General features: G+C 39.0%; 18 protein-coding genes, 1 pseudogene and 1 riboswitch. Of the genes and pseudogenes, 17 read left to right on the forward strand and 2 right to left on the reverse strand.

Going from position 1 to position 21,088, the window contains the following annotated elements:
- Window positions 1–10: 10 nt before the first annotated feature.
- The 13 genes from CJ483_RS21820 to CJ483_RS21875 all read left to right on the forward strand — a co-directional run bounded on the left by CJ483_RS21820 (window position 11) and on the right by CJ483_RS21875 (window position 13,979).
- On the forward strand, window positions 11–787 hold the full coding sequence (locus CJ483_RS21820) for a flavoprotein (RefSeq protein ID WP_120037568.1): 777 nt from the start codon (window positions 11–13) through the stop codon (window positions 785–787).
- Window positions 788–802: 15 nt separating this feature from the next.
- Window positions 803–1,078, forward strand: coding sequence for a EutN/CcmL family microcompartment protein (locus CJ483_RS21825; RefSeq protein ID WP_120038226.1), 276 nt, complete (start codon window positions 803–805; stop codon window positions 1,076–1,078).
- Window positions 1,079–1,092: 14 nt separating this feature from the next.
- Window positions 1,093–2,076: a cob(I)yrinic acid a,c-diamide adenosyltransferase gene (locus CJ483_RS21830; protein WP_120037570.1), complete on the forward strand. Its 984-nt coding sequence runs from the start codon at window positions 1,093–1,095 to the stop codon at window positions 2,074–2,076.
- Window positions 2,077–2,081: 5 nt separating this feature from the next.
- Window positions 2,082–3,473, forward strand: a complete 1,392-nt coding sequence (locus CJ483_RS21835; RefSeq protein ID WP_120037572.1) for an aldehyde dehydrogenase family protein — start codon at window positions 2,082–2,084, stop codon at window positions 3,471–3,473.
- A gap of 82 nt (window positions 3,474–3,555) precedes the next feature.
- A complete protein-coding gene (locus CJ483_RS21840) occupies window positions 3,556–4,698 on the forward strand; it encodes a 1-propanol dehydrogenase PduQ (RefSeq protein WP_120037574.1) in 1,143 nt (380 codons plus the stop codon).
- A 108-nt stretch (window positions 4,699–4,806) separates the two neighbouring features.
- Complete coding sequence (locus CJ483_RS21845) at window positions 4,807–5,907, forward strand: glycerol dehydrogenase (protein ID WP_120037576.1); 1,101 nt, start codon at window positions 4,807–4,809, stop codon at window positions 5,905–5,907.
- 678 nt (window positions 5,908–6,585) lie between these two features.
- A riboswitch (SAM riboswitch) is annotated at window positions 6,586–6,693 on the forward strand.
- 109 nt (window positions 6,694–6,802) lie between these two features.
- On the forward strand, window positions 6,803–8,083 hold the full coding sequence (locus CJ483_RS21850) for a Na+/H+ antiporter NhaC family protein (protein WP_120037578.1): 1,281 nt from the start codon (window positions 6,803–6,805) through the stop codon (window positions 8,081–8,083).
- 581 nt (window positions 8,084–8,664) lie between these two features.
- Complete coding sequence (locus CJ483_RS21855) at window positions 8,665–9,453, forward strand: ABC transporter ATP-binding protein (protein WP_120037580.1); 789 nt, start codon at window positions 8,665–8,667, stop codon at window positions 9,451–9,453.
- Window positions 9,420–10,241 carry an FtsX-like permease family protein gene (locus CJ483_RS25550; RefSeq protein ID WP_342754487.1) on the forward strand — a complete coding sequence of 274 codons (822 nt, stop codon included), beginning with the start codon at window positions 9,420–9,422 and terminating at the stop codon, window positions 10,239–10,241. The genes CJ483_RS21855 and CJ483_RS25550 overlap by 34 nt, the downstream gene beginning before the upstream one ends.
- Window positions 10,242–10,267: 26 nt before the next feature.
- On the forward strand, window positions 10,268–11,344 hold the full coding sequence (locus CJ483_RS25555; protein ID WP_342754489.1) for an FtsX-like permease family protein: 1,077 nt from the start codon (window positions 10,268–10,270) through the stop codon (window positions 11,342–11,344).
- A gap of 20 nt (window positions 11,345–11,364) precedes the next feature.
- Window positions 11,365–11,724 carry a YxeA family protein gene (locus CJ483_RS21865; RefSeq protein WP_120037582.1) on the forward strand — a complete coding sequence of 120 codons (360 nt, stop codon included), beginning with the start codon at window positions 11,365–11,367 and terminating at the stop codon, window positions 11,722–11,724.
- Window positions 11,725–11,861: 137 nt separating this feature from the next.
- On the forward strand, window positions 11,862–12,569 hold the full coding sequence (locus tag CJ483_RS21870; RefSeq protein ID WP_120037584.1) for a response regulator transcription factor: 708 nt from the start codon (window positions 11,862–11,864) through the stop codon (window positions 12,567–12,569).
- Window positions 12,570–12,572: 3 nt separating this feature from the next.
- Complete coding sequence (locus CJ483_RS21875; RefSeq protein ID WP_120037586.1) at window positions 12,573–13,979, forward strand: sensor histidine kinase; 1,407 nt, start codon at window positions 12,573–12,575, stop codon at window positions 13,977–13,979.
- 379 nt (window positions 13,980–14,358) lie between these two features.
- On the opposite strand, the gene CJ483_RS25225 is transcribed toward CJ483_RS21875, so the two are convergent.
- The gene (locus CJ483_RS25225) at window positions 14,359–14,481 is read right to left on the reverse strand and encodes a hypothetical protein (protein WP_259455748.1); all 123 of its coding nucleotides are present in this window, start codon (window positions 14,479–14,481) and stop codon (window positions 14,359–14,361) included.
- Between the two features lie 567 nt (window positions 14,482–15,048).
- Here CJ483_RS25225 and CJ483_RS21880 point away from each other — a divergent pair.
- The 3 genes and pseudogenes from CJ483_RS21880 to CJ483_RS21890 all read left to right on the forward strand — a co-directional run.
- Window positions 15,049–15,216, forward strand: a pseudogene (locus CJ483_RS21880) (RCC1-like domain-containing protein); the annotation flags it as partial.
- A 465-nt stretch (window positions 15,217–15,681) separates the two neighbouring features.
- Window positions 15,682–16,032: an ArsR/SmtB family transcription factor gene (locus CJ483_RS21885; RefSeq protein ID WP_120037588.1), complete on the forward strand. Its 351-nt coding sequence runs from the start codon at window positions 15,682–15,684 to the stop codon at window positions 16,030–16,032.
- Window positions 16,025–18,676, forward strand: coding sequence for a heavy metal translocating P-type ATPase (locus tag CJ483_RS21890; RefSeq protein WP_120037590.1), 2,652 nt, complete (start codon window positions 16,025–16,027; stop codon window positions 18,674–18,676). The genes CJ483_RS21885 and CJ483_RS21890 overlap by 8 nt, the downstream gene beginning before the upstream one ends.
- A gap of 253 nt (window positions 18,677–18,929) precedes the next feature.
- Here CJ483_RS21890 and CJ483_RS21895 read toward each other — a convergent pair whose 3' ends face one another.
- Window positions 18,930–19,640 (reverse strand): ZIP family metal transporter, encoded by a 711-nt coding sequence (locus CJ483_RS21895; RefSeq protein ID WP_120037592.1) that lies wholly within the window; start codon window positions 19,638–19,640, stop codon window positions 18,930–18,932.
- Between the two features lie 177 nt (window positions 19,641–19,817).
- Here CJ483_RS21895 and CJ483_RS21900 point away from each other — a divergent pair, with 177 nt between their 5' ends.
- A complete protein-coding gene (locus CJ483_RS21900; protein ID WP_120037594.1) occupies window positions 19,818–20,858 on the forward strand; it encodes a flavin-containing monooxygenase in 1,041 nt (346 codons plus the stop codon).
- The last annotated feature ends 230 nt before the right edge of the window (window positions 20,859–21,088 follow it).

The following is a 21,088-nucleotide window of genomic DNA, read 5'->3' on the forward strand; positions in this document are numbered from 1 at the left end:
GGGACTGAGAATGGATTCTGAAGAAGTGATACAGGCGATTGTAGCAGAAGTATGGAGAAGATTGCAGAAGAGGGTGAAAAAGGCAACGGCCTTCTTTACTGGAGGTGCTTACGGTTTTCAAGAAGCTATAGAGCAAATGAAGAATCTCTTAAAAGAAGAATGGGAGTTAAACATTCTGCTCTCCAATAGTGCTGAGTACGTACTAACTCCTCGATTGATCAAGGAAGAGTTAGGTCTTTCAAATGTGCATGTGGAGCATGAGGTCAAAAGTTTAAAGCCCTATTATGAGGGAGTTAGCACGTTGATTTTTCCTACCTTAACTTTGAATACAGCCGTGAAGATATCATTGGGTGTAGCGGATAACCTGGCAACCAATTTAGCCTCTCATGCCATTATGAAAGGGCTGCCAATCATTGCAGCAAGAGATGGCTGCGACTTGAGAAACCCAATAAGAGAAGAATTAGGGTTGCACAAAGCTCCGCCAGCTTACGTAGACCAGATAGAAGGTCATCTTCATGCGCTTGAAGATTATGGTTTTAAGCTTATAGAAGCAAAGAATTTGTCTCAGGCGGTTCGAGACCATACTCTAACCATTTTTCGAAAAGAAAAAGTGACGGACAGATTCAAGGAAGCCAGAGATTTTAAGAAAAAGGTTCTCACAAGATCAGATATTATTGAAGCAAAACAGAAGTCTCTTATTCTCAATGTTTCTTCTGCAACGATCATAAGCCCGCTTGCTCTTGAGACAGCCCAGGAGCTGGGGATAAAAGTGATTCGAAATGAATAAGTGAAGGTGATAGATATGTATGTAGGAGTGGTCTCTGGTAGTATTGTTGCTACTGCAAAGGAAGAGGATCTTATAGGCAAAAAGCTCTTGATCGTACAAAAAGTAGCCATCCCCGAGAGAACAAGTATGAAGAATAGCATAGAAATAGCCGTGGATGCTGTTGGAGCAGGAACAGGTGAATACGTTCTTGTGACGAAGGGAGAAGCGGCGAGAAATGTATTTGGTGCTTCCACCTCTGTTATTGATGCGGCCATCATAGCTATTGTCGATTCAATAGAAGTATACGAATAGGGAAGTGAAGCTTTATGGCAATTTATACAAAGAAGGGTGACAAAGGAGAGACAGGCCTTTTTGGAGGCAGCCGCATTGCCAAGAATAGTTTAAAAGTTAACTGTTACGGGACGCTTGATGAAGCAAATGCTTCTTTAGGTATTGCCTATTCATTAGTGAAAAGTGAGGAATTAAAGCATATCATCAGGACCATTCAGCAGCAGCTATTTATTGTAGGAGCAGAGCTGGCTAGTGATGATCAAGGAAAAAACCTGCTGGAAGAGAAAGTGAATAAAGAAAATGTAGCTTGGTTCGAGCAAATTATTGATCAATACGAGCAAAAGCTCGGTCCTATTCATGAATTCATCATTCCTGGCGAAACGACTGCTTCCGCATGTCTTCATTTGTCCCGGTCGATGATCCGGCGGGCAGAGCGGTTAATTGTTAAATTGAATGGGCATTCGAGCGTACGAAGTGAGTTGATTCAATATGTCAACCGATTATCAGACGTTTTATTTATGCTGGCTAGAGCAGAAGTTTATTTCCATCTTTTAGAGGAGGTAAAAAGCAAAGTGGCAGAAAAGATAAAAGAAACGAAAAGCACTCCTGCCGTTTTAACACTTGAACTGGCTTGTCAAATGGCAAAAGCCGCGGAGGAAAAGGCGGCTGCTATCGGGATACCTATTGTGTTTTCGGTTGCTGATTCGGGAGGGAATACGATATTAATCCACAGAATGGAAGAGGCTTTACTAGCGAGCTTGGATATATCACCAAATAAAGCTTATACGGCTGTTGCGTTAAAGATGGCCACGCATGAACTCGTTCCTCTTATACAGCCTGGAGGAGAACTATATGGTGTGCAGCTCTCGAATCAAAATAAAATTGTCACTTTTGGCGGGGGATATCCGCTTAAAATAGGTCAACAAGTTGTTGGCGGCATCGGTGTGAGTGGCGGCAGTGTAGAAGAAGACATGACGATAGCCGTTGAAGCTTTAAAGGTATTTAACCAAGGAGAGTGAACACAGTGGCCGTTCAAGAAAAAGAATTAGAAAGCATCGTAAAGAAGGTGTTGGAGGAACTGAGCAGGAAAGAGGCCGTGCCAGAAGCACGGCAAGGGCTATTTGAGGACATGAACGATGCCATTGAAGCGGCAGGTAAGGCTCAAAAAGAGCTCATAGAGCTATCTCTTGAAAAACGAGCGGCCATTATTAGGGCGATTCGGGAAACAGCTAAGAAACATACAGAGACTTTCGCCCGCCTGGCAGTAGAAGAAACAGGCATGGGGAATTACGAAGATAAAGTCCGCAAAAATTTACTCGCCATTGAAAAAACGCCCGGTATTGAAGACTTAAAGACAGAGGCAATTTCCGGTGACAATGGACTGACTGTCGTGGAACTCTCTCCATATGGCATCATTGGTTCCATTACGCCTACAACAAATCCGACGGAAACAATTATTTGCAATTCGATCGGAATGATTGCAGCTGGCAATGCAGTCGTATTCAGCCCTCATCCGGGTGCCAAAAATACTTCGCTAAAAGCGATAGAGGTGATTAACCAAGCCATTGTAGAAGCAGGAGGACCGAACAATTTAATCGCCTCTATTACAGAGCCTTCCATTGACCAAGCAAATATCATGATAAATCATAAAAAGATTAAGATGCTTGTCGCCACTGGCGGCCCTGGAGTGGTGAAGGCAGTATTAAACTCAGGGAAAAAAGCAATTGGTGCAGGAGCGGGAAATCCACCAGTTGTTGTAGACGAAACAGCTGATCTTGAAAAAGCTGCGAAAGATATCGTTGACGGCTGCAGTTTTGATAATAATTTACCGTGCGTGGCAGAGAAAGAGGCATTTGTTGTTGAAGCTGTCGCTGATTATTTGGTTTTTCATCTGAAAAAGAATGGCGCCTTTCATCTTCATAAAAAAGAGCAAATTGAAAAGCTTACAGAGTTAGTAGTAGATAAAGGACATGCAAATAAAAAATTTGTCGGGAAAGATATTAGTTATATCTTACAGCAAATAGGCATTCAGGTTCCTCAAGGAACACGTATTGCCATTGTGCATGTAGAGGCAAGTCATCCGTTAGTTTCAGCAGAGTTAATGATGCCTATCCTCCCAATTGTTCGTGTAGAAAATGTAGATCAAGCGATTGAATTGGCAGTAAAAGCAGAACACGGATTTCGCCATACATCTATTATGCATTCTAAAAATATAGATAACTTAACGAAATTTGCTGCAGCTATTCAAACAACGATTTTTGTTAAGAATGGTCCATCTTACGCAGGGCTGGGTGTGGGCGGTGAAGGCTATACAAGCTTCACCATTGCAGGACCTACTGGAGAAGGACTGACTTCGGCGAAAGATTTTGCGAGAAAAAGAAGATGTGTTCTCGTAGATAGTCTGTTTATAAGATAAAAATAGAAAGGTCGTCGCTTAAAGTTTCTATGTTAAAAACGAGCGGAGGGGTGGAGCAAAATTCCTCGGAGGAAAGCAGCCAATGAAAACGTTTTGGATACAGCCAAAAGTTTATTATGGAAGCAATTCGTTAGACTATTTAAATGAATTAGACGCAAAAAAAGTGCTCCTTATAACAGATAAATATACCATTCATTTAAATGCGGAAGAAGAAGTGATCAACCGTTTAAAATCAGCATCAATTAAAGTATTTTCTGAGATCGAGGATGCTTCCTCATTAGCGGTTGTAAAGAAGGGGCTGGCCTGCTTTTTACAAGAAGATCTGGACTTAATGGTTGCGCTTGGGGGCACAGCAGCCATTGATGCGGCTAAAGCTATCCGTTTTTTCTGTCACCAACCAGCCGTTCATGGCAGCAGAAAAAAACTGCCGTTTGTCGTTATACCGACAACGAGCGGCACAGGATCAGAGGTCACTCCTTATTCTGTCATAACGGGGGGAGAAGATAACGAGCGAATGCCTTTACATGATGAAAGAATGCTGCCCGATGCCGTGATTTTGAATGCACAACTAACCGTGGTCACTTCTCCTTCTGTGACAGCTGATACGGGGATGGACTTGCTTACTCATGCGATAGAGTCATATGTTTCATTAGAAGCGACAGAATTCACCACTCTTTTTTCTGAGAAAGCGATAAAACTAGTGTTTACACACCTGCTCAGAGCTTATCGGTTTGGAGAAGATTTGACAGCGAGGGAGAGTTTGCAGCTTGCTTCTTGTATGGCAGGATTTGCTTTCGTCAATTCTTCTTTAGGGGTGAATCATAGTATAGCTCACGCCATGGAAGCGGAGTTTCCGCTATCTCATGGCCGAATTAATGCGATGCTACTTCCTTACATCATAGAGTACAATGGAGGGCTATGTGACGGCACTCTCCATTCCTCGGAAGCAGCAAAAAAATACATGAATATCGCAAACATGCTGGGACTTCCCTGTTCAACGGTAGAAGAGGGGATAAGAAGCCTGTCCACAGCGGTTAAACTCCTAAATAAAAAATTTAATATTCCGTTAACTTTTCAGGATAGCTTGATTGAAAAAAATACTTTTGAGAAGAGCATTCCGCTCATCGCCAAGAAAGCACTCCAGGATGTTTGTACAGCTGGAAACCCGAAGCAGGTGAAAGAGATGGATCTCGTCTACCTGTTAAAGTGGGCATACACAGGCTGACCCGTTCACATTTTGTGATGTGAAAAGTTCATTGTGAAATAACATGCCATGTAGTAGCTGAAAAGCAGCAATCTCGCCGTAAAAATAATTATTCAATGGGAGGTTCCTATGACCAATATTATCTTTGTATCGCCGGGTAAATATGTACAGGGCAAAGGAGTTTTAAACAGTATTGGAAAATATGTAAAACAGCTTGGCCAAAAGCCGTTGATTTTAGCTGGAAAGACGGCGTGGGAAGTGACAGGTGAAGGGATTAAAAGCAGCTTGCAGGCAGAAGGCATGGATTTTCACTCTCTTCAATTTAGGGGTGAATCGTCTATTAATGAAGTGAACCGGATCAAGAAAGAAGGAGAGGCACACTCAGTCGATATGGTCATCGGAGTAGGTGGAGGAAAGGCGCTCGATACGGCAAAAGCGGTAGCTGACGAGCTGAAGGCAAAGGTAGTTATCGTGCCTAGCATTGCCTCGACAGATGCCCCGACAAGCGCATTGTCCGTCATTTACACGGATCAAGGTGTCTTTGAAGCTTACAAATTTTATAGTAAAAACCCTGACCTCGTTCTTGTGGACACGGCCATTATTGCTAAAGCACCTGCAAGATTATTCGCTTCAGGAATTGCTGATGCAATGGCTACATGGGTAGAAGCCAGAGCGACATTGAACAGTAATGGCACTGCTATGGCTGGCGGGAGGACAAGCATTGCAGCGAGAGCGATTGCCGAAATGTGTGAAAATACGCTGTTCAATCATGCGATACCAGCATACAAGGCGGTTCAAAAAGGTGTTGTCACAAAGCATGTAGAAGCCGTTGTAGAAGCGAATACGTTACTGTCTGGATTAGGTTTTGAAAGCGGGGGGCTCGCAGCCGCTCATGCCATTCATAACGGATTCACAGAGCTAGACGGCGACATTCACCATTTAACACATGGTGAAAAAGTCGCTTATGGCACGCTTGTGCAATTAATGCTAGAGTTTCACCCGGAAGAGGAATTGCACAGGTATATCACATTTTATCGCAAGCTGGGATTGCCTACTACACTGAAAGAATTACACTTAGAGGACGTATCCTATGAAGATCTGCTGAAGGTCGGCCAAGCCGCCACTCAAGAAGGAGAAACAATGAAGAACTTATCCTCTGACATTACTGCTGAAGATGTGGCAAATGGCATTCTAGCTGTTGACCAGCTGAGTGCGCCAGTAGGAATATGAAGAAGATTGAAATGGGCTGCGTACCAGTAGGCTAAACGAGACAACCCGAGTAGAGGCAGCTGAAATTGGCAAAAAAAATTCGAGATACAATATTATTTATTTTAGCTCCCCGTTAGTTGTGCCAAAAGGCAGCTATCATGTTAAATCGTAGGCTTCAAATACAGTAGCTTTAAAACGTTTTACGTGTATGAATAAAATCTTTGAGTGTAAACAATGATATTTTAATCCCTCTTTTCTATAAAAGGCAGGTCTATTCTAAGGCAAACCCGCGCATGTTGAATCCTCTTTTTTAATGCGTGGGTTTTTTCTAATGCAAAATCAGATTAACATTCCAAATATAGCCTTCCCAAGGAGCAAAAAGAGCAGAAGCCACAGAGGAAGAAATAGCCGGAGTCATTATGGTGGCTACATCATTAAACGGAGATGTTAAACTTTTTAGCAGGAGGATTTATTTATCGTTGTAAAGCCGTGTTCCTTTGACGGCACCCTTTGTAAAAAATTATGCGGAAATGATGATATAACTGTCACTGGCCTGTATTTTCTAGTATTAGCTATACTTTTTAAGTCCTCATATAATCTTCTATCCGTCATTTAAAAATATCCATAATTTTTTTGTTGATAAAGGAATAAAAATCATGTAGTCTTTTAGTTGCTGTGACAAAAAAATAAGATTTTTTCTTCTTATCAAGAGAGATGGAGGGACTGGCCCGATGAGATCTCGGCAACGGAACTTAGTGATTAAGTTGCTGTGCCAAATCCAGCAAGCAAAGGCTTGATAGATAAGAGGAGTGTTTTATAGATATAAGGCCTCTTCTTGTCGTTCAAGATGAGGCCTTTTTTCGAGGCAAAGAATGGGCAAAAGACGTGTCCCATTTTATTTTTTGGAGGTGGAACAATGAAGAGAGGGAATCCATGGGCGTTGATCCCATTTGTTGTTTTTTTAATTTTATTTATTGGTTCAGGGGTTATTACAGGTGATTTTTACGCCTTCCCTGTCATTGTAGCCATTGCTATTTCGGGCGCTGTGGCTTTGGCGATGAATCGAAAAGAACCCTTTGGGCGAAAGGTGGATATTTTTTGCAAGGGCGCAGGAAACGTAAATGTGATGCTGATGGTTGTTATTTTTCTATTGGCGGGAGCCTTTTCAGAAGTAGCAAAAGGCATGGGGGCAGTGGACTCTACTGTTAACTTTGCTTTAGCGGTTGTTCCGCAAAACTTGCTTGTCGTAGGCTTGTTCGTCATTGCCTGCTTTATCTCCCTATCCATGGGTACATCAATGGGAACGATTGTTGCATTGGCGCCAATTGGAGTGGGGATAAGCGAGCATATTGACCTTCCCATGGCTTTAGTCATGGCGGCGATTATTGGCGGTTCAATGTTTGGCGATAATTTATCCTTTATTTCCGACACAACCATTACTGCCGTTCGTTCACAGGGCGCACAAATGAAGGACAAATTTAAGGTGAATTTTTGGATTGTGCTGCCGGCAGCTATTGTAACGGGCATTATTTTAGGGGCTATCACAATGGGGGAAACGGCGCAAGTGGAACATTTAAGCTATAATTGGGTAAAAATTGTTCCCTATGTTTTAGTCATTATTCTAGCGTTAACTGGAATGAATGTTTTTCTTGTGCTAGCACTTGGAATTGTTCTCGCTGGAGCTGTTGGCTTAGTGGATGGCAGCTATCATTTAATGAGCCTTTTGCAAAAGATGGGCGAAGGAATGGCTAGCATGTATGAAATGGCCTTTCTTGCGATATTAATAGCTGGAATGGTGGAGGTTATTAAGTTTAACGGCGGGATTGACTTTCTGCTTCACCTGGCAACAAGAAGAATTAAATCGAAAAAGGGTGCTGAATTTGGGATTGCCGGTCTTGTCGGCCTAACGAATTTATCGACGGCTAATAATACGATTGCTATTTTAATTGCTGGTCCGCTTGCAAAAAATATGGCTGATCAGTATGAAATTGAGCCGCGAAAGTCTGCAAGCATATTAGATATCTTCTCCTGTGTGGTTCAAGGTCTTTTGCCGTATGGAGCCCAATTCCTGGCAGCCGCAAGCGTAGCCGGAATATCACCAGTGAGCATCGTACAATACTCTTTCTATCCAATCCTTATAGGAATCTGCGGAATCATCGCTATCCTCATCGGATACCCGAAAAAAAAGCAAGTCTGAATTTCACCACTTTAAACAAATGGGGAGCCTATTCCGTTTGTTTAAAGCGGTAAATATTTAATATATCGGTGATTGCTCTCGAATTCATTGAAGTTTGGAACATTTGACTGCGTCCTTTCGATAGCTTACTTAGTTAGAATTTTAACTGGAATCATATTTATTGATGTTACTCTTTCGCTTTAAATGCCGTTTGTAAAAGTCAAACTTTTACGAACGGTTATTTTTTTATCCAAAAAAGGCTGTTTTTCACTTTGTCTAAGTCTAAAAATTATTTTCGAACATTTTTGCTAGCATGGATCATACAAGAAGAGCGGGAGCGGATTCGAAGGCAGCAGCGTGAAGGAATGGATGTGGCCTATATAATTTATCCTTGTTACGATCATCCTTATAATAAAAGAGGGAAACGGACCTTCTAATTTGACTATATAGCAGATTAAATGCCGATGAAAAATTAATAGAAACCATAAAAGCAAATCCAGATGAGGATTTGCTTTTATTTTTAAGGTTTATTTAAGGTTTGGATTAAGGTGGTGTAAGGTCTAGGAATTATAATCATCATTAGTTACAAGGAGGGCATATCAATGAAAACCATTTTACAAGCAAAAAACGTTCAAAAAATATTTGATACAAAAGGAAATGTTTATAAAGCATTAGAAGATATTGATTTGAAAATTAAAGAGGGAGAATTTATCGGCATTATGGGATCTTCTGGTGCTGGGAAATCGACATTATTAAATGTTTTGTCCACTATAGATACACCAACATCAGGGGATATTATCATCAATGATCAACATATTGTGGGCATGAAAGAAAAACAATTAGCGGAGTTCCGCCGAAATCAGCTTGGCTTCATTTTTCAAGATTATAACCTTCTGGATACGTTAACGGTTAAGGAAAATATTCTACTTCCACTTGCATTATCAAAAGTTTCAACTAGTGAAATTGAAAAACGTGTTGAACAAATTGCAGAGACGTTTGGAATACGTGACATACTCGATAAATACCCCTATCACATATCAGGCGGCCAAAAACAGCGAACAGCGGCATCAAGGGCCATTATTACTAGCCCAAGCCTAATATTGGCGGACGAACCAACAGGTGCATTGGACTCAAAATCAGCAACCAGCTTGCTAGAAAGTTTGTCTATGTTAAACGAACAGAATAACTCGACGATTATGATGGTTACGCATGATGCTTTTGCCGCCAGCTTCTGCAAGCGAATTTTGTTTATTAAAGATGGCAAGATCGATGTTGAGATTCATAAAGTGCGGCAATCCCGTGAAGAATTCTTTCAAAAAATATTAGATGTTCTCGCTTCACTTGGGGTGGCCGTTAAATGTCGCTATTTAGCATTGCAGGGAAAAATATAAGAAAAAATTTTAAAAATTACTTTTTATATTTTGCTTCGATAACTTTTAGTATTGTGATTTACTTTACATTTGTTTCATTGAAATATGATAAAACAATCGCTGCCACGTCGGAATCTTCAACTAAAATTAGCTCCGTTTTTAATGCTGCATCGGTTGTATTGATCATCTTTGTTGCAATTTTTATCTGGTATTCGAACTCTTTCTTTACAAGGAAACGAAAAAAAGAGATCGGACTGTATTCATTGTTAGGCGTACGCAAGAAACAAATAGGTCGAATGCTATTTTATGAAAACTTTTTAATGGGAATTATAGCGCTTTTTATTGGGATTTTGCTCGGTTCCATTTTATCCAAGTTTTTTGTTCTAATTTTAATGAAGGTGATGGGCTATGATGTGATCGTAAATTTTGCTGTTTCGCCTGCTGCGATTATAAACACTATTATCGTGTTTACTCTCATTACTGCTGTTACCTCATTTTACGGTTATAGATTAATTTATCGATTTAAGTTGATTGAGTTATTTCAAGCGGACAAAGAGAGAGAAAAAGAGCCAAGAGCATCTTTGTCTATTGCTGTATTATCCATTATTTTTATTGGGATTGGTTACTGGCTCGCTCTTCAAAACATAATAGAATCAGAAGTTTGGAGAAAAATCGGTCTCATGGTAACACCACTTACTATAATCATCTCCGTTATTTTAGGTACTTATTTATTGTTTAGCACATTAACTGTCTATCTATTGGGACTTTCAAAAAGAACAAGAGGAAATTTTGGAGAGGGATTAATTTAATAAGTACATCCCAACTTCTGTATCGCATGAAAGGGAATGCACGCATATTAACGATCATTGCCATTCTCAGTGCTACCACATTAACTGCTGTTGGGGCTTCCTATAGCTTGTATTATAACAATAAAGGGAATGCTAAGTTAGCAAATCCAAATAGCATGATGTTCATAAACAATGATGAGCATATAACAAATAAGGTGAACGATAGAATATTGCAAGAAAAGGACCATAGTGTCATCTATCATAAAATTATTCCCACCTTACAAATTGAGGTAGATACTTCTAGTTTAAATAGCAAAATGGGTGAAGTTAAAACGATTTATACCATTATCTCAAATAATACTTTTAATGACATGGCAAACCTTCAGGGAAGAAAAGTCCATCTTTCACTGAAAGGAAACGAGGCAGCTGTACTAGATGCAGGATACTATGAAGGGTTATCACCAGAATATATAGGTTCAAGCATTCCTTTACATGTAGGAGACCTTGCAGAAGATCTTACGTTTAAAAAGCTGATGAAATATAATGTCCTTAATCTTCAAACTGCAAATGTTACTGTGGTGACAAGCAATCAATTATTCTCCCAATTAGAGAAAAAAACAGACCCTGTAAACATGGAAGCCTATAAATTTTCCAATGAAGAGAGTTCAAAAGTATTAAATGAAGAGATTCAATCTATTCTTCCTGAAGGTGCAGGTTTCTCAAGTTTTTACAATGATTATGCTGTTGGGATGGAGACAACAGGGTTAATGATCTTTATCGGTGCTTTCTTAGGTTTAGTCTTTCTTGCTGCAACAGGGAGCATCATTTACTTTAAACAGTTAACAGAGGCAAATTCTGATAAAGAGCGTTATATGGTTCTCCACAAAATCGGCGTAAACAAAGAAGAGATCAGAAATTCAATTGCTAAACAGGTATTCTATATTTTTGCTCTGCCATTATTAGCAGGAATAGCACACAGTGCTATAGCATTAACTGCTTTATCAAGGTTAATGCAAACAAACTTGGTTATTCCTGTATTAATCTGTATCGGTGTATATATTTTCATTTACCTAATTTATTACTTATTAACAGTACGAACCTACTACAAAATTGTGACTAAATAAAATAAACGAGGAGTAGAACCATGAAAAAATTAATCTTAGCTGTTGGAATAGGGATAGTGATTATCGTTGGTGCTTTGATTTTTATGCAAAATGTAAATTTTAATCGAATAGGAACAGATAAATATTACACACAAATAAATGGAGAAGGAAGTAAAATGGAGGATAAAGGAAGCAATGGAGTGGTTTATGTAAGATATGAATATGAATTACCTGCTTATGATCAAGATGGTGACAAAAAAACATTAACATTTACTTCCGAAAAGCAACTACGGGAAAAAGCCTACTTACTTCTGTATACGAAAAGTGGAAAAGGAGTTACATCTTATCAGGAAATACCTGCTAAAGAATTACCTAAAAAAGCTGCCAAAATGTTAAAGTAATATTTTACCGAAATCAAGTTCAGAAGAATCCTTAATCATAAGGATTCTTTTTGGTGTACATGGAATGATAAGCCTATTATGGCATTAGATTTATTTGCTTTATAATGAAAGTACTGAAGGTATGGAGGTAGTAATGAATGACACTAAACAAAACAGTATTAATCATTGATGATGAGGAAGACATTTTAAGAATTATTAAAACGGTTCTAATAAAAGAAGGAATTGAAAAAGTTGTAACATCTACCACTGCTAAAGAAGGCTTCGCTCAATTCCAACAAACACAACCAGATCTTGTTTTATTAGATATTATGTTGCCGGATGGCGAAGGGTATGATGTATGTAAACAAATGAGAACTATCTCGAATGTGCCGATTTTATTTATATCAGCAAAAACGGAGGAGCTTGATAAGATCGTGGGCTTTGCTATAGGTGGCGATGATTATATAACGAAGCCATTTAGTCCTAAAGAAGTTGCGTATCGAGTAAAAGCGCAGTTGCGAAGAGCGGACTATACGCAAACGGATAACCAGATAGCGCCTGTTATAATAGCTGGTCCATTTAAATTAAACGAACAAAAAGCAGAGGTGTTAAAAAATGGGAAAATGATTGAATTAAAGCCGAAAGAACTCGGTTTAATGAAGTATTTCCTCCAAAATACGAATAAGGTGATTAGCAAAGAAAGGCTTTACGACACCGTCTGGGGTGAGAACTATTTTGGCTCTGATAATACGGTAATGGTACATATCCGGCGATTAAGAGAAAAAATAGAAATAGATCCCTCTGACCCTAAATTTTTAATTACTGTAAAAGGCCTGGGCTATAAATTCACTGTTGAGGATGAATAGGTCATGAAATGGAAGCTGACTGGCAGGTATATACTTTCCATCGTTTTAGTCGTTATTCTAGTTGTTTTCATAAACACTTTTATTATGCTTTCTTTAATAATGGCACAGTCTGTTTTTAATTTACCAATATTTCAAGGAGAAGAAACAACACCCGAGCAATTTGCAAGACAATTTCAAGATAAAATAAATATAGAAAATCATCATCTATCTATTACTGAATCAGGAAAAAAGGAGCTGGTTGAAAAAAACGCATGGATCCAGATCTTAGACGAGAATGGTAAAGTGATTCATAGCTATAGAACGCCAACAGGGATAAAGGAGAAATATACGCCGGCAGAAATCATTCAAACATATAAGTACAAAGAGATTGATGCAAACACTACAGTATTTGTTAGTGAGAAAAAGAAAGGAACCAATCGTTATAGTTATTTTATTGGAATAGAGAATCCCAGCTTTAATCGCTATTTTATTTCATATGACAATCGTGACATATTTCAAGTAGTTAAAATTGGCGGTATCGTTTTTATAATAGATATTTTAATCGCCTTATTGATTGGATACCTTTTTAGTAAACGTCTAACGAAGCCTTTACAAGCACTCATCAACGGAATCAAAAAATTGGCTAATAAAGATTATAATGTCAATTATGAACCTAAAGGGGTTTATAAAGATGTCTTTCATAATGTCAATTTTTTATCAAATCAACTAACAGCCAATGAAAAAGAAAGGAAGAAATTGGAAGTTATGAAGGAAGAGTGGATAGGAAACATTTCACATGATATAAAAACACCACTAGCCTCCATACAAGGATATGCAGAATTAATAAAAGACCAAGACTATACCCCTACTTTACCGGAAATAAGAGAATACGCCGAAATTATTGAACAAAAGTCGTTGTATATAAAAGAGGTAATAGATGATCTTAATATATCGACAAGATTGAAAAATAAAGCACTGACTTTAAATAAAAAAACAGTTAACATTGTCGCTTTATTAAGACATATTGTGATTGATATATTAAATGATCCTAAATATTCTAATCGCCAGATTACCTTTCATGTAAATCAAGAGAATATTCCAATGGAAGTTGATGAAATATTGTTTCGAAGAGCTATTAATAATTTAATTTATAATGCGATTGTTCATAATGACGAAAATGTGAAAATAGATGTGTGTGTTGAAAAAGATGAACAAATATATATAAAAATAATGGATAATGGAAAAGGCATAAAGAAAGAAGAACTCGATAGAATCTTTGACCGTTATTATCGAGGAACAAATACGGGGGAAGCGCATAAAGGTTCCGGACTGGGAATGGCCATTTCAAAAGATATTATTGAAGAGCATAATGGAGAGCTTGTGGCTAGCAGTGAGATTGATCATGGAACAGAGATTGAAATTAAATTTTAAAGATCTTTGAAAAAAGAAAGTTTACTAAGCCGCTGAGTGAACAATATTTTTCGAGATAAAGCTGGATGTACAGTTTCTCTAAATTGTACATCCAGCTTTATTCAGTTGTAGGGTGTTTTTATGGGGCAACCCAAAAGTCGTATTCTCCAATTGAACGCAAAAAATTAGGTTTTTTACTATTCGAATTTTCTTACCGTTGTAACCGCGCATTTTTCTGACACTATCCCTTAATGAGTCGATGATCTCTCGTGTATAAAACGGCTAAAACAATGATGGCCTAGTAGACATTATCAAATAAAAAGATCCCCTGATCATTCCGTCTGGAAAACGAACAGGGGTTCATACTTGGCAATCTACATACATCAAATCACCTCTCTATTTATTTGGATGCTATTGTTTTGAACATTTCTACAAAAGTAAGTTCGCGATTCCTTTCACCTGCTTGATAAGCCTTATCCAACATTTCTAACGACTCGATAACAGATTTCCATAATTTCAACATATAAAATTACCTCCTCAATATGTGAATGACTGTCATTCATTATTGCATCTTTATTATCTCTTATTTGTTATCTTTTTACAAAGTCAATATACCTTGGAAAAACTACAATTATTGGTGATTTAAGCGAATGTAAGCGAGCATCAAAGGGGTTAATCTCATGATTTCTAAGTTTTTCTCTATATTGCTCGTATCTTTATATAGGTTGATGTGAAAAAATTTCGGAAGAAGCTTTATTAACTGGGAAGCTGCTTATTCAGCCAATAGAGGCTTATCCTCCATGTGGCAGATGTAATTGATCTTCCATAATTGAGCGCGATGGCTGAGCCTCCTAGAACGAACGGATGCGTTAGTGCAATTAGAATTAAATAACTTTATTTTCTCTTTACTCCCGTATCGTTTAGCTGCTCAAGTATGCGTACACGCTAAATTTTGCGAGGAATGCAGCGTTTAATGAAATTTATTAAATAAAGCTTGTCAAGAAATATACTTAAGCCGATGACGCAGGTTAGTATGCCAAGCAGAAGTGATACAATAATAAAATAGGACTTGCTTTCAAGGAGGTAAAACATGGATTATATTGCACCGAAAGAAGCGGTGTTAAAGGTGAAACGGTGGCCTAAAGATACCATAGCGGCGGGTCGCCGTCATACCGTTGGTCTTCAATCGGACGGTACGGTGGTGGCTGTCGGTGATAATGAGTATGGCCAATGCGACATAAGCGGTTGGCGCGCCATCCAACTGCCCAGCAATTAGTTTTTGGTTGAAAGAATACAATTCCTGCAACTAATAAACCTCAAAAAAGAGTAACATAAAAGATAAAAAGTCCTTCTTCAGCTGATGAGGGCTTTCGTTTAATATTTTAATCGTGTACATAAATAATCTAATGCACATAATCAGCTCCATCAGCGAGTTGTTATGTGCATTTTTATTAAATACAGCTTGTCTTAATCTTGGGTGAATATAGAATCAAGAATAAATGAAAGAAAGGTAAAGAATGTGCAGGTTGATTGAATTTGACACTGAAGATGATGAAGCAGAGGTCTTCTAACAATAGGAGGAATGTATACAAAAAGGCTGAGTAAGTTACATCTTCTATGAAAATTTTTCGAAACAGAACTTATATTGACTTATATATTAGTCCATACTAATGTGATAATATTGAATATATTAGTATGGACTAATACTTTAGGAGGCTTCGATATGAGTTGTAATTATGATGTGAAGACCAAATTCCTTCGAGGATTTGCTGATAAAACGCGGCTGCAAATATTGGATTGTATTATGGAGAAGGAAAAAAACGTTTCACAAATTGTGCGAGAGATCAATGGAAACCAGTCCAATATTTCTCAGCATTTATCATGCTTAAAGGGATGCGGAATTATCACTAGCCGACAGGATGGAAGAAGTGTTTATTATAGCATTCGAAACGAAGAAACAAGGCAGCTGCTTTCTATGTTTGACATTGTGTTGAATCAAGTAGAACAAGACGTAGCCTGCTGTGAAATAAACAAGCAGCTTTTACCAGAAGAGAAGGTGGAGGAAAATGTCTGATACTCCCAAGAGAGATTCTTGTTGTGCTAGTGATTCTTGTTCGAAAGAGCAAGCTTATTCAGGGGATAAAAACCATAAAACAGAGAGTGAACTGAAAAGCTCTTGTTGCAACACTAAGGCCCAGTCAAATATAGATGAAGCTCCTTCAACAAAAAGTATACAAATTCCACTAATTCCGATTGAATCTTCGAAAAAACAGGCAGAAGACTCTTGCTGTGCAAGCAGCTCGTGTTCTGAGACGCCAGTTCCTTCAGCAACTGGCAGCGAAGAGACGAGTTCTTGTTGTGCAGGTGATACGTCATGTGCAGTGACTAAAACAGAATCACAGCCACAAAGAAGAGTGGATGAACCTGTCAACTTGCTTGAATATCGTATACAAGGCATGGATTGTCCGGCATGCGCAGCCACTATTGAAAAAAGTCTGGTTAAGATGCCTGGTATAAAAGCGATTCAAGTGAATTACAGTACAGCCAAAATGCAAGTGACGGCAGATGAAGTTATTTCACCCTCTCTTATTGAAAAACTAGGATTTAATGCTGAATCACTGGCCCGAAACGGGAAGAGCGAAACATTTACGATTGAGGGAATGGACTGCGGAGCATGCGCTGTTACCCTTGAAAAGCATATGAGAAATGTTCCAACCGTTGAAGAAGTCAGAATCAATTTTTCTACAGGGAAAATGCAGATCACACATGACTTAAGTGTGGAAGCTATTGCAAAAGAAGTAGCAAATGCTGGATTTGAAGCGGTATTATCTGCAGGCAGAAAGAATGAAGTTCCTATCCATAAAAAAGGGGCATCTACCACAACCATTTCTGGTATTCTGTTAGCCCTCGGATTTTTGGGGTCATTTAACGGAGTGACTCCATCGCTTATTACGGTATTGTATGGGCTATCGATTCTTATTGGTGGATACAAGCCTGCAAGAAGCGCTTACTATGCAATCAAAAGCAGATCATTAGACATGAATGTTTTAATGATATCGGCAGCCATTGGAGCTGCATTGATTGGCGAATGGTTTGAAGGGGCAACCGTTGTCTGGTTATTTGCTGTAGGTGCCGCTCTGCAAAATAAATCAATTGAACGAACAAGAGAGTCTATTCGTGGACTAATGAATTTAGCTCCGCAAGAAGCCTGGATTAAAGTAGGCCAAAGTCTGTCTCGCAAACCGGTAGAAACCATTCGAATCGGTGACATCGTTGTCATTAAGCCCGGCGAGAAAATTCCTTTGGATGGAGAGGTCATTGCAGGGGCTTCTACTGTCAATCAGGCACCGATAACGGGAGAGTCCCTTCCCGTGGACAAAAACATACAGGATGTTGTCTATGCTGGGACTGTCAATGAAAGTGGATCGTTAGAAGTCAAAGTTACGAAGCTTGTCAAAGATACAGCCATCGCACGAATTATCCATCTTGTAGAAGAGGCCCAGGAACAAAAAGCGCCGACTGAGGCATTTATTGATCGTTTTGCGAAAATCTATACACCGGTTGTTTTTATGCTGGCGATCATTCTCATGGCTATTCCTCCTTTGCTTGGCTGGGGCTCATGGGGAGAGTGGTTCTATAAGGGACTTGAACTTTTAGTGGTTGCCTGTCCTTGTGCACTTGTTATCTCAACACCAGTGGCGATTGTGTCAGCCATAGGCAATGCAGCAAAGAATGGCATTCTAATTAAAGGCGGCACGTTTTTGGAAACGGCAGGAGCTTTAAATGCTATTGCGTTTGATAAGACAGGAACCCTGACGGAAGGGAAACCGCAGGTCTCCAGTCTACACGTAGTAAATGGAACAGAAGAGGAACTGCTTGCCATCGCCCGAACGATTGAAGAACACTCTCAGCATCCTATCGCTTCAGCTATTGTGATATATGCTTCAGAGCGAGGAGTTTCTGCTTTATCGGGGGAAGGTTTCACGGCGATTGCAGGAAAAGGGGCGAAAGCAAATATTAATGGAATCGACCATTTTGCCGGAAATCCGAAATTATTCCGAGAACTGAGCGTCTCATTAGGAGACATGGAAAGTCGGATTCAATCTTTGCAGGATGAGGGGAATACATTAGTAATTATAGGCACACATTCGAAAGTCCTTGGAATGATTGCAGTCGCTGATACCATTCGGAATTCTACAGCAAAAGCATTAAAAGGTATTAAGAGTGTAGGGGTGGAACAAGTTGTCATGCTGACGGGTGACAATGAAGGAACCGCCAAAAAAATCAGTTCTCAAGCGGGGATAGATCGTTTCTTTGCTGAATTAATGCCCGAGGACAAAGTTAACGCCGTTAAGCAGCTTCAAAATGAAGGGAAAATCGTAGCAATGGTTGGCGATGGCATTAATGATGCCCCGGCGTTAGCGACAGCTGATCTAGGGATTGCTATGGGGGGAGCTGGAACAGACACAGCAATGGAAACAGCAGATATTGTGCTCATGGCTGATAATTTAGAAAAACTTCCTCATACCGTGAAGTTAAGCCGAAAAGCTTTGAACATTATCAAACAAAATATATGGTTTTCTTTACTGACAAAGCTCGCTGCGCTTATCTTAATTTTCACCGGTGATCTTACGTTATGGATGGCTGTGATGAGTGATACAGGTGCAGCTATACTAGTCATTTTAAACAGCATGAGGTTGCTTCAGCTTAAAAACTAGATAGAAGGGATAGGATTCCCCTCTATCATACATGGAACTGGGCAGGACATTTTGCATCTTTAACTAAAGCGGCCTGCTTTAGTTCTCACTCTATTCATTTTCTTACCGCCAGTAGTTGGACAGATGTGTTGTTAGTTGTCGGCTGGTTTTCAAAAGATAAAAAAAGCTGGCTGTCATGGTTATTTCCATGTACTGGGCATTAATATTGAGTATTTATTAAAAGAATGATCACAAGAATACTGCACTTCAACACTTAAATATGGTGACTGAATAAGTAAATAATACCGATACCCAGCAATAATAGAAAAAAAGAAGCGAAGAAGTGTACCTTTTTGTAAGTAGCGATAATAAATTCCCAAACAGCGGTAAAACTTAAAAAACCTATAGAAATGCCCAAAATAAGCCCATTCAATTTGAGTGTCAGATCTAAAAAGCTGCCCATAATCGAGAATAAAAGAAAAAAGCCAGATAGGATTAAACAAATGGAAAGAAAGAGGGAAAAATTAAATTGCTGTCTTCTTGAATTTAATAAGGAGACCATAATCGCTAACCCTTCTGGTACTTGATGCAGCAAAATAGCTGTTACGAAAGATGAAGACAGTAGTTGATTATCCAGAGTTGAACCTATAGCTAAGCCAGTCGGAATATTATGAACAGTGATTGCAGTAACTAAGAATACTACCGATCTGTAACGAAAAGAAGGCAATTGATCGAAAAAATTGTGAAGACAGATGCATAGCAGTATGCCTAATGAAGTACCAAGCACAATACTAATTAAACCAAATTCTGTAACAGAATGTGGAACCAGCTCTAACATAATCAATCCTACTAATACTCCTCCACAGAGAAGATACAAATGCTGTACTTTTATTCTGGCAAATTTATAAAGGAACAAAGCAACAAGCGCTCCAAAGCTAGTTCCCAAAAAAATATAACAACTAAGTAAATAATTAGCTGTACTCATAGTTGCCTCCTATTAAAAAAGATAGTTTATTCTTATTCAAGTCGTTGGACAAATAGTCAACGATTAACATGTAATTCTACATACCTTTTAGTTCGAGTCATGTTGGCTAGTTAAACCATAGAACCAAATAGTATACAGATAAATGCTTCATCTAATATTTGTTAAGGGTGAGATAATATGTACCATACAGTCGTAATAGGGGCCGGACAAGCAGGATTAGCCATGGGTTATTATTTAAAACAACTGAAACAACCTTTTATCATTTTGGATAGAGCCCAAAAGGTGGGGGAAGAGTGGAGCAAGAGATACGACTCTTTAGTCTTATTCACACCAAGGGGATACAGCTCTTTGCCGGGTTTGAGAATGGAGGGTGAATCACAAGGTTTTCCTTCGAAAGATGAGGTAGCAAGGTACCTGAACACCTATGCAAGTGTTTTTGATTTGCCTATTCAGTTGAACACAGAAGTAGAGCATGTACGGAAGGAAAATAACCATTTTTCCATTAAAACCAATCGTGAGGAATTCAAGGCAACAAATGTGGTCGTTGCAACGGGGCCTTTCCAGAAACCAAGGATCCCTGACTTTGCGAAGAATCTATCGGTGGACATTATTCAGCTCCATTCTTCTCAATATAAAAACCCAGCTGATCTTCAAAAGGGGACTGTGCTGGTCGTTGGGGGTGGAAATAGTGGTGCTCAAATAGCAGTGGAACTTTCGAAAGAGAGGGAAACCTATCTTTCGATCAGTCAAAAGATGAGATTTTTGCCGTTGAAAATAGGAAACAAAAGCATTTTTTGGTGGTTAGATAAGATTGGTATATTGAAAGCTTCCCATAATTCTTGGATTGCTCGAAGAGTACAGGCAATGGGGGACACGATTTTTGGTTCTGAATTAAAAGAAGCAATTGGAAACGGACGTATCACCCTTAAGGAGCGAACGGTTCATGGCAATGAAACCATCCTGCAATTCAAAGATCAATCTGCCCTTGAAGCACAAAATATTATTTGGGCTACGGGTTTTATATCGGATTATAGCTGGCTTGATATTAAAGATGGGTTTAATGATAAAGGAAAGCCTATTCATCATAGAGGGAAGACAAGTATACCTGGTCTTTACTTTTTAGGCTTGCCCTGGCAGCATCGTCGGGGGTCTGCGCTCCTTCAGGGAGTGGGAGATGACGCTGAGTACATAATGCATGATATCCAAATAAGAAGTTAAAATAAAAACAATTTGAAGTGCTCTGTGAAAAACAATAAAAAGATCGTGGTTGCTACGTTGATTCTTTTCGCGGCTATCGTTGGACTTGTTTTATTCTTAAATTGCGAAAAAGAGACTGTGACAGAAACTGGAATCAGTGTAAAAAACATCCACCCATTGAAAACCAGCCGACAATAGGGGAGGCGGATGCACCTGATTCTAGTATAGAATTCGGAAACTATAAATGTCCT

Origin of the sequence: Bacillus sp. PK3_68 (genome assembly GCF_003600835.1) — a bacterium.
Lineage (GTDB): Bacteria > Bacillota > Bacilli > Bacillales > Domibacillaceae > Pseudobacillus.